The sequence below is a fragment of the Nocardia neocaledoniensis genome, assembly GCF_029868625.1.
GTDB classification, from domain to species: Bacteria; Actinomycetota; Actinomycetes; order Mycobacteriales; family Mycobacteriaceae; genus Nocardia; species Nocardia neocaledoniensis_A.
Map to the genome: position 1 here is coordinate 1 of NZ_JARWOJ010000116.1, position 7,814 is coordinate 7,814.

The following is a 7,814-nucleotide window of genomic DNA, read 5'->3' on the forward strand; positions in this document are numbered from 1 at the left end:
GGCCGACGTCCTCGCCGCCGCCGACCGCGGGGGCCCCCCCCCCCGGGGCGCGCGGGGGGCCCCCGGAAACCCGGCGCAAGCCGCCCCCCGCGCGGGGGGGTTGCCGGGGGGCGCCCCCCCCCCGCCCCCCGGGCCCCCCCCCCCCCCCGGGCGGCGGGGGGCCGCCCCCGGGCCCCCGGAGTCGTGTTGTGTCGCAACGGATCACAGGTGATCGGCGTCGACGATCGCCTGGGCGAACGGCCGCGGTGCCTCCTGCGGGACATTGTGCCCGATCCCGTCGAGCACACGGTGTTCGTAGGCGCCGGTGAACTTGCCCCGGTAGGACTTTCCGTCCTTGGCCGCGCCGTCGAAGTCGCTGCTGATCGTGATGGCGGGAACGGAAATGGCGGGCCCGGTCGCGAGGCGCTGTTCGTCTTCGTCGTACCGTGGCTCGCCCGGCGCCAGGCTGAGCCGCCAGCGATAGTTCGAGATGACGATGTCGACGTGGTCGGGGTTGTCGAAGGCGGCGCCGCTGCGCTGGTAGGTGGCTTCGTCGAAATCCCAAGCGGGCGAGGCGCTGCGCCAGATGAGCTTGTTGAATTCGTGGCGGTTGCGCTCGTAGCCGAGGCGGCCGCGCTCGGTGGCGAAGTAGTACTGGTACCACCAGCCGAGCTCGGCGGCGGGCGGCAGCGGCTGTTGCTGCGCCGTCTGCTGGGTGATGAGGTACCCGCTCACCGCGACCATCGCCTTGACTCGTTCCGGCCACAGCGCCGCGATGATGTCGACTGTCCGCGCGCCCCAATCGAATCCGCCGAGCACCGCCTTGTCGATGCCCAGCGCGTCCATGAGGTCGACGATGTCGCGGGCGATGGCCGACTGCTGCCCGTTGCGCGGGGTCTGCGGGGAGCGGAAGCGCGTCGGGCCGTAGCCGCGCAGGAACGGCACCACCACCCGGTATCCGGACTCGGCCAGCAGCGGACCGACATCGGCGTAGCTGTAGGGGTCGTAGGGCCAGCCGTGCAGAAGGATCACGGGTCGTCCGGTGGCAGGGCCGAATTCGGCGTAGGCGACCTCGAGGACGCCGGCCTGGATCGTTCGGATCGGCCCCAGACTCGTGTTGGCACCAGCCCCGGCGCGCAGTGCCGCGCCCGGCACGGCGGGCGCCGCCGGTGCCGCGGCCTCGGTCGCGCAGGCGGCGAGGGTCGTCACGGTCAGGCCCGCGGCGCCCGCCGCCAGCGCGCCGCCGAAGAGTCGTCGTCGATTGATGTCCATGCCGTCGACGCTAGGCAGCGGCCGGGGTCCGCCGCGTGCGTCGGATGACGTAATCGATGGCGATCGGTCGCGCCGGACGACGCTCAGACCGCCGGCTCCTCCAGGGTCGGCAACAGTGCCGCGAGATCGCCGCGGGAACTGATCCCGAGCTTCGGGAAGATGCGGTGCAGGTGGGTACTGACGGTCCGGTGCGACAGGTAGAGCCGCTGCCCGATCTCCCGGTTGGTCAGCCCCTGCGCGGCCAGTTGCGCGATGCTCAGTTCGTGCGGGGTGAGCCGTTCGCGTGCGTCCGGGTCGCGGTTCGGGCTGGATTCGCCCGCGCTGCGCAGTTCCAGCCTGGCCCGCTCGCTCCAAGCGGTGAAGCCGAGGGCGTCGAAGATCTCCCTGGCCGTGCGCAGGTGGGTCCGGGATTCGACCACCCGGCGCTGTCGGCGCAGCCACTCGCCGTAGGCGAGGTGCAGTTTGCCGCGCTCGGCGGGCCAGCCGGTCAGGTCGGCCGCCAGCGCGGCGGCGAACATCTCCGGGGCCGTGTCGCCCGCGAGAACCGCTCGCGCGTAGCGCATTCCGATGTGCAGGGCCGGGGAGGAGGTCGCCGCCGCCACCGGTTCCAGTCCGCGCACCAGCTCGGCGACGGCGTCGGTGCGTCCCGCACGGACCGCCGCCTCGGCGAGTTCGGTCAGGAAACACACCCGCAGGGCCAGCGAGTACGACGGATCGAGCGGGTCGTGGATGCGGGCCAGATCGGTGCAGGCGTCGTCGAAGCGGCCCTCGCCGAGCGCGATGATCCCACGGGTGAGCTGCACGGTGGCCAGTACCGGGCGGACGGCGGCGGCCAGGCCGGTCCGCTCGGTCTCGGCGGCGATCGCGACGGCCTCCGCGTAATCACCTCGCAGCGCGGCGATTTCGGCGCAGACGCCGGTGGCCGACGCGTGCATGAACGTCTGCCCGGTCTCCAGCGCGAAGGCCGCGGCCTCGGTCGCGATAGGCGCGGCGGTGGCGAGATCGCCGACCCGGGCCAGGCTCCACGCCTGGATCGCCAACGCGCGGGTCAGCAGACCGAGGCGCCCGGCGGACCGGAAGCCGGGCGCGGCCGCGCCGGCGAAGCGGGCCGCGAGATCGAACGCGCCGACCTGGTAGGCGGCGCTGCTCAGGAAGTAGTCGACCTCAGGATCGCGCCCGGTGGTCGTCGCCAGCGTCCGCAGGTGGCCCAGGACTTGATCGCCGCGTTCGAACGGCGCCACGATCGAGTCGATCGCGAGCTTGCGGTGGTCGCCGTCGGGAATGGCGAGGGAGTCGGCGACGGCCAGGACCGCGCGCCGGACATCCGGTCCCGGTTCGGACCAGAAGCACCGCATGGCCGCGCCCCACAGGATCCGCAGGGCCGGATCCGGGTAGCCGTCGGCGGCGACGGAGGCCGCGAGTGCGGCGAGTTCGCCGATGCGCGTGGGACTTTCGCGGATGCCGTCCTCTGGAGCGCTGAGCAGCCAGCTCGCGGTGGCCTCCTGCTCGCGGGTGAGCGGCAGTGCGCGCGCGGCGTCGACGAGCCGGTCCACGACGTCGCGGCGACCGGAATCGACCGCCAGTTCGGCGGCACGCAACAGCCGGTCCGCGCGCCGGCCCGGGGTGGCGCTGAGCGCGGCGGCGCGCTCCAGGGCCGAGATCGCCCCGTCACGGTGTCTGGCGCGCTCGGCGGCCTGTTCCAGCGCCGCGGCCACGTCCTCGTCGGCGCCGGCCGCTCCCGCCGCACGGTGCCATACCTGGCGATCCGGGTCCCCGGTGAGCACCTCGGCGAGTGCCGCGTGCGCACTTCGGCGGTCGTCCGCCGTGGCCGCCGCGACCAGCGCGGAGCGGACCAGGGGATGGCGGAAACTCACTGTGCCGGAACCGATTTGGATCAGCTGGGCGGCCACCGCCGGTTCGAGCAGGCCCGGATCGGGTTCGGCCGCGACCAGTCTTCCCGTGGCCGCGAGGATCTCGGTGAGATCGTCACCGTCGTCGAGGGCGGCGACCAGCAGGGCCGACCTGGTGTGTTCGGGCAGTGTGGCGCCTCGGGCGGAGAAGGCGCGTTCGAGTCGTTCGGTCAACGGCAGGGTGGCATTGGTGTCTACGAGCTCGCCTGCGGCCGTGGGGAGTTCGGTCAGAGCAAGGGGATTGCCGTGTGCCTCGGCGAGTACCCGGCGGCGCACTCTGGCCGGGGCCGTCGGCGCCATGCTGTCCAGCAGCGCGTTCGCCTCGTCGTCGGACAGCGGCCCCAACCACAGGGCGGCGAGTTCGGCATCGCGCAGCGGTGAGGCGGCGCCGTCGCGCACGGTGGCGATGAGGACGACGGGCTCGGCCTCGATCCGGCGGGCGACGAAGGCCAGCACCTCGGCGCTGGCCGGGTCGAGCCAGTGCGCGTCCTCGGCGACGATCAGCAGCGGTCGTTCGGCCGCCACGTCGGCCAGCACGGTGAGGGCGGCGAGCCCGACCAGGTGCGGACTCGGCTCGTCTACGAGGTCCGACATCCCCAACGCGCTGGTCAGCGCCTCACGCTGGCGAGCGGGCAGTGCGTCGAACGCCCGCCGCAGCGGGTACAGCAGCCGGTGCAGTCCGGCATAGGTGAGGCCGTGCTCGGCCTCCACGCCCGCGGTCCGCAGCACCCGCAGACCCGCGTCGGCGGCCATCCCGACCGCCTGCTCGACCAGCGTCGACTTCCCGATCCCGGGCTCACCCTCGATCACGACGCCGCTGCGATCCTCGGGACGCGTCACGAGCGCGGCGAGATCCTTCAGCTCACTGTCTCGTCCGAACATCGGCATCCTCGGCGCGCTCCTCCCGGTCCACGACAACACCCGGACCGATCGGTACCTTATCGAACTCGCGCGCTATCGGATTCGTTCGTGGATGAACGTCGCGGCCTGGTCGCGGTCGCTGTTGAGGAAATAGGCGAAATGGCCGTAGCTCAGGGCATTTGCGAAACCGGCGGCCGGATCGCCGCCCTGGCACACGCGGTCACCGGCATTGCAGAAGTCGCGGAGGCGGTCGGTGAAGGCGGCCAGTGCGCCGGTGGGGAGGGCGCCGGTGCCGGAGAGCGCGGGGTCGTAGGTGCCGCGGTCGTAGGGCTCGGCGCCGTTGAACAACGGGCTGCCGAACAGGGCGATGGCGTCGATGCGCGCGGCGGCCCGGTCGGTGAGCGCGGCGCGGGCGCTGAGGGTGTTGCCGATGACGCGGGCGCCCTGCGAGTAGCCGAGCAGGACGAGCTGCTGGTCCGGGCAAGTGGCGGCCGCCGTGTTGAGCAGCGTGGTGAGGCTCTCGACACCGCGCTGGGCGCTGTCCGGCGCCATGGAGGCGGGATAGCCGAGTTCGGTCACCGTCGCCTGGCGGCCCGACTCCGCGGCGATCCGCTTGCCCAGCGGAGTGAGCAGCAGGCTGCCGATCTGCGGCTCGAGCGTGCCGCGCACGGTCACCACGGCGACCTCGGCGCAGCCGGAGTTCGCGCTCGACGGCTCGGCGGCCGCGGTCGGAAAGGCGGTGAGCCCCAGCGCCGCCGCGATAGTCGCCGCCGAACGGAGCAGGATTCGCGATCGTCCACGCATCCGCCCACTGTAGGACACCGCCGCGGCCGACGACACGAGACGGTGGGAGCGCACGTGCGGTATTGGTACCGTGGCAGAGGTGCGCGCGAGCGCGCAGGTGGTGCGTAGTTGCTGGTGGCGGGCCCGAGCCGGTCGGCCGCGATAGTCGGTGGAGTCGATATCCCACAGACGAGAGGCCGTTCGATGCGCGCGTGGATCAGCTTGACCGTCGACGGACAGACCCGGGGCGTGCACGTCGATACCAGGGCCACGGTGCTCGATGTGCTGCGGGAACAGCTGGGCGTCATCAGCCCCAAGAAGGGGTGTGATCACGGGCAGTGCGGATCGTGCACCGTGCTGCTGGACGGACGCAGGGCGGTCGTGTGCCTGGCCTTGGCCGTCGCCCACGACGGCGCCACGATCGTCACCGCCGACGGGCTCGCCGAGGGCGACCGCCTGCACCCGGTCCAGCAGGCCTTCCTCGACCACGACGGATTCCAGTGCGGATACTGCACGCCGGGCCAGATCTGTTCGGCGGTCGGCATGCTCGACGAGGTGCGGGCGGGTGCGCCGAGCCATATCACCGATCCCGCCACCGGCGTCGCGCTCACCGCCGCGGAGATCCGGGAACGCATGAGTGGCAACCTCTGTCGCTGCGGGGCGTATCCGAACATCGTCGCGGCGATCCTGGAGGCCGGCCGATGAGGGAATTCGTCTACGAGCGCGCCACCGACCCGGACCGTGCGGTGGCCGCGGTGTGCGCCGACCCGGACGCCGTATTCCTCGGGGCGGGAACGAATCTCGTCGATCATCTCAAACTCGGCATCACGGCGCCGGGCAAGCTGGTCGACATCAGCGGGCTCCCGCTCGGGGAGGTGACCGAGCGCCCCGAGGGCGGCGTCCGTATCGGCGCGAACGTGCGCAATGCCGAGCTGGCCGCGCATCCGCTGATCCGGGCGCGCTACCCGATGCTGTCGGCGGCACTGCTGGCAGGCGCCTCGCCCCAGCTGCGCAACCTCGCCACGACCGGCGGCAACCTGCTGCAGCGCACCCGGTGCGTGTACTTCCAGGATCCGACCACGCCCTGCAACAAACGCACGCCCGGCAGTGGCTGTTCGGCCATCGGCGGTCTCGATCGCGACCACGCGGTGCTGGGCGCCTCGCCACACTGTGTCGCCACCCATCCCTCGGACATGGCGGTGGCGCTGACCGCGCTGGACGCGGTGGTGCGGGTACTCGGCGCTCGCGGCGAGCGCGCGGTCCCGCTGACGGAGCTGTACCGCCTCCCCGGCGACGAACCCCACCGCGACACCACCCTCGAACACGGCGATCTGATCACCGCGGTCGACCTGCCCGCGCTCGGCACGGCCGCCGGATCCACCTACCGCAAGGTGCGCGATCGCGCGTCGTTCGCCTTCGCGCTGGTCTCGGTGGCCGCCGCGCTCGACGTCGCCGACGGCGTCGTGCGGGAGGCCAGAATCGCCTTCGGCGGACTGGCGCACCGACCGTGGCGGGCGGCCACCGCCGAAGCGGCCCTGCGCGGGCGCCCCGCCACCGAACCCGAGTTCGCGGCCGCGGCGGCGGCCGAACTCGCCGCCGCCCGACCTCTGCGGCACAACGGATTCAAGATCCCGCTCGCCCGCCGGGTCCTCGTCGCCACGCTGCGGGAACTCACCGAGAAGGAGTCGTGATGGGGTCGACACCGCGCGCCGGGGCGATCGGCGATTCGCCCACCCGCGTCGACGGACCCGCCAAGCTGCGCGGTCGCGCCCCCTACGCGCTGGAACATCCGCAGACCGACCCCGCGCACGCCTTCCCGATCCAGGCGACCATCACCCGTGGCCGGATCCGCGAGATCGACACCGGGGCCGCGGAGCGGACGGACGGCGTCCTCGCCGTGCTGACCCACCACAACGCTGTGCGCCTGACCGACACCGACGACCGGGAACTGAGCATCCTGCAGAACGACGAGGTCGCCTTCCGCGGTCAGCTCATCGGCGCGGTCGTCGCGACCAGCCCCGAGGTGGCCAGGGCAGCCGCGGCCCTGGTGCGTGTGTCCTACGACGAGAGTCCCGCCGACGTCGTGCTCAGCGCCGACCGCGACGACCTCTACACCCCGGACGTCCTCGACGGCGGCTTCGACTCCGACACCACCGTCGGCGATGTGGACGCGGCGCTGGCGATCGCCCCGGTCACCGTCGACCAGACATACACCACCCCGATGGTCCACAACAATCCGATGGAGCCGCACGCCACCATCGCCCACCGGACCGAGCACGAGCTGCTGTTGTACGACTCCACCCAGGGCCCGCACGTCGTGGCCGCGACCATCGGCCCGCTGTTCGGCCTCGCGCCCGGACAAGTCCGGGTGATCGCGCCGTACGTCGGCGGCGGCTTCGGCTCGAAGGGCGAGCCACACGCGCACATCGTGCTGGCCGTGATGGCCGCGATCCTCGTCGGCGATCGCCCGGTGAAGCTCCCGCTGACCAGGCAGCAGCTGTTCTCCCTCGCCGGTTACCGCACGCCGACCATCCAGCGGATCCGGCTCGGCGCGCACCGCGACGGAACACTCACCGCCATCGCGCACGACGTGGTCGAGCAGGTCTCGAAGGTCAAGGCGTACGCGGAGCAGACGGCGGTGTCCTCGCGGGTGATGTACGCCGCCGCGCACCGCCGCACCTCGCACCGCCTCGCCGCCCTCGATGTCCCGGTCTCGTCGTGGATGCGCGCACCTGGGCACTGCCCGGGCATGTTCGCGGGGGAGACGGCGATGGACGAGCTCGCCGTGGCGCTCGGCATGGATCCGATCGCGCTGCGCGTCCACAACGAGCCGGAGGTCGACCCCGAGTCGGGGCGGCCGTTCTCCAGCCGCGGCCGGGTCGGCGGTTTTCGCCCTCGCCGGGACGTTCTACCTCGCACTTTCCGTCATCGTCGGGTTCGGTGCCGAGGCGCCGCCCGCCTCCGTCGCCCAGGCCGGCACGCTCACCGCGCAGCGCCGTAGCGCCAAGC

At 72.6% G+C, this 7,814-nt stretch carries 5 protein-coding genes and 1 pseudogene; 3 read left to right on the forward strand and 3 right to left on the reverse strand.

The genetic code is table 11. The features are described from left to right. Positions 1 to 201 precede the first annotated feature (201 nt). The 3 genes from QH270_RS07850 to QH270_RS07860 all read right to left on the reverse strand — a co-directional run bounded on the left by QH270_RS07850 (position 202) and on the right by QH270_RS07860 (position 4,826). Positions 202 to 1,245 carry an alpha/beta fold hydrolase gene (locus QH270_RS07850; protein WP_432420315.1) on the reverse strand — a complete coding sequence of 348 codons (1,044 nt, stop codon included), beginning with the start codon at positions 1,243 to 1,245 and terminating at the stop codon, positions 202 to 204. Between the two features lie 89 nt (positions 1,246 to 1,334). After that, a complete protein-coding gene (locus QH270_RS07855; protein WP_280339835.1) occupies positions 1,335 to 4,043 on the reverse strand; it encodes an ATP-binding protein in 2,709 nt (902 codons plus the stop codon). Between the two features lie 72 nt (positions 4,044 to 4,115). Then, on the reverse strand, positions 4,116 to 4,826 hold the full coding sequence (locus QH270_RS07860) for a cutinase family protein (RefSeq protein WP_280339836.1): 711 nt from the start codon (positions 4,824 to 4,826) through the stop codon (positions 4,116 to 4,118). Positions 4,827 to 5,009: 183 nt separating this feature from the next. On the opposite strand from QH270_RS07860, the gene QH270_RS07865 reads away from it, so the two are divergent. From QH270_RS07865 to QH270_RS07875, 3 genes and pseudogenes are all read left to right on the forward strand, one after another. After that, complete coding sequence (locus tag QH270_RS07865; protein ID WP_280339837.1) at positions 5,010 to 5,510, forward strand: 2Fe-2S iron-sulfur cluster-binding protein; 501 nt, start codon at positions 5,010 to 5,012, stop codon at positions 5,508 to 5,510. Beyond that, positions 5,507 to 6,496, forward strand: coding sequence for an FAD binding domain-containing protein (locus QH270_RS07870; RefSeq protein ID WP_280339839.1), 990 nt, complete (start codon positions 5,507 to 5,509; stop codon positions 6,494 to 6,496). The genes QH270_RS07865 and QH270_RS07870 overlap by 4 nt, the downstream gene beginning before the upstream one ends. After that, positions 6,496 to 7,677, forward strand: a pseudogene (locus tag QH270_RS07875) (xanthine dehydrogenase family protein molybdopterin-binding subunit); the annotation flags it as partial. The gene QH270_RS07870 and the pseudogene QH270_RS07875, both read left to right, overlap by 1 nt. Positions 7,678 to 7,814: the final 137 nt, after the last annotated feature.

Bases quoted from the DNA above. Each gene is read 5' to 3' on its own strand.
- QH270_RS07855 (WP_280339835.1), bottom strand. From the start codon at position 4,043: ATGTTCGGACGAGACAGTGAGCTGAAGGATCTCGCCGCGCTCGTGACG.
- QH270_RS07860 (WP_280339836.1), bottom strand. From the start codon at position 4,826: ATGCGTGGACGATCGCGAATCCTGCTCCGTTCGGCGGCGACTATCGCG.
- QH270_RS07865 (WP_280339837.1), top strand. From the start codon at position 5,010: ATGCGCGCGTGGATCAGCTTGACCGTCGACGGACAGACCCGGGGCGTG.
- QH270_RS07870 (WP_280339839.1), top strand. From the start codon at position 5,507: ATGAGGGAATTCGTCTACGAGCGCGCCACCGACCCGGACCGTGCGGTG.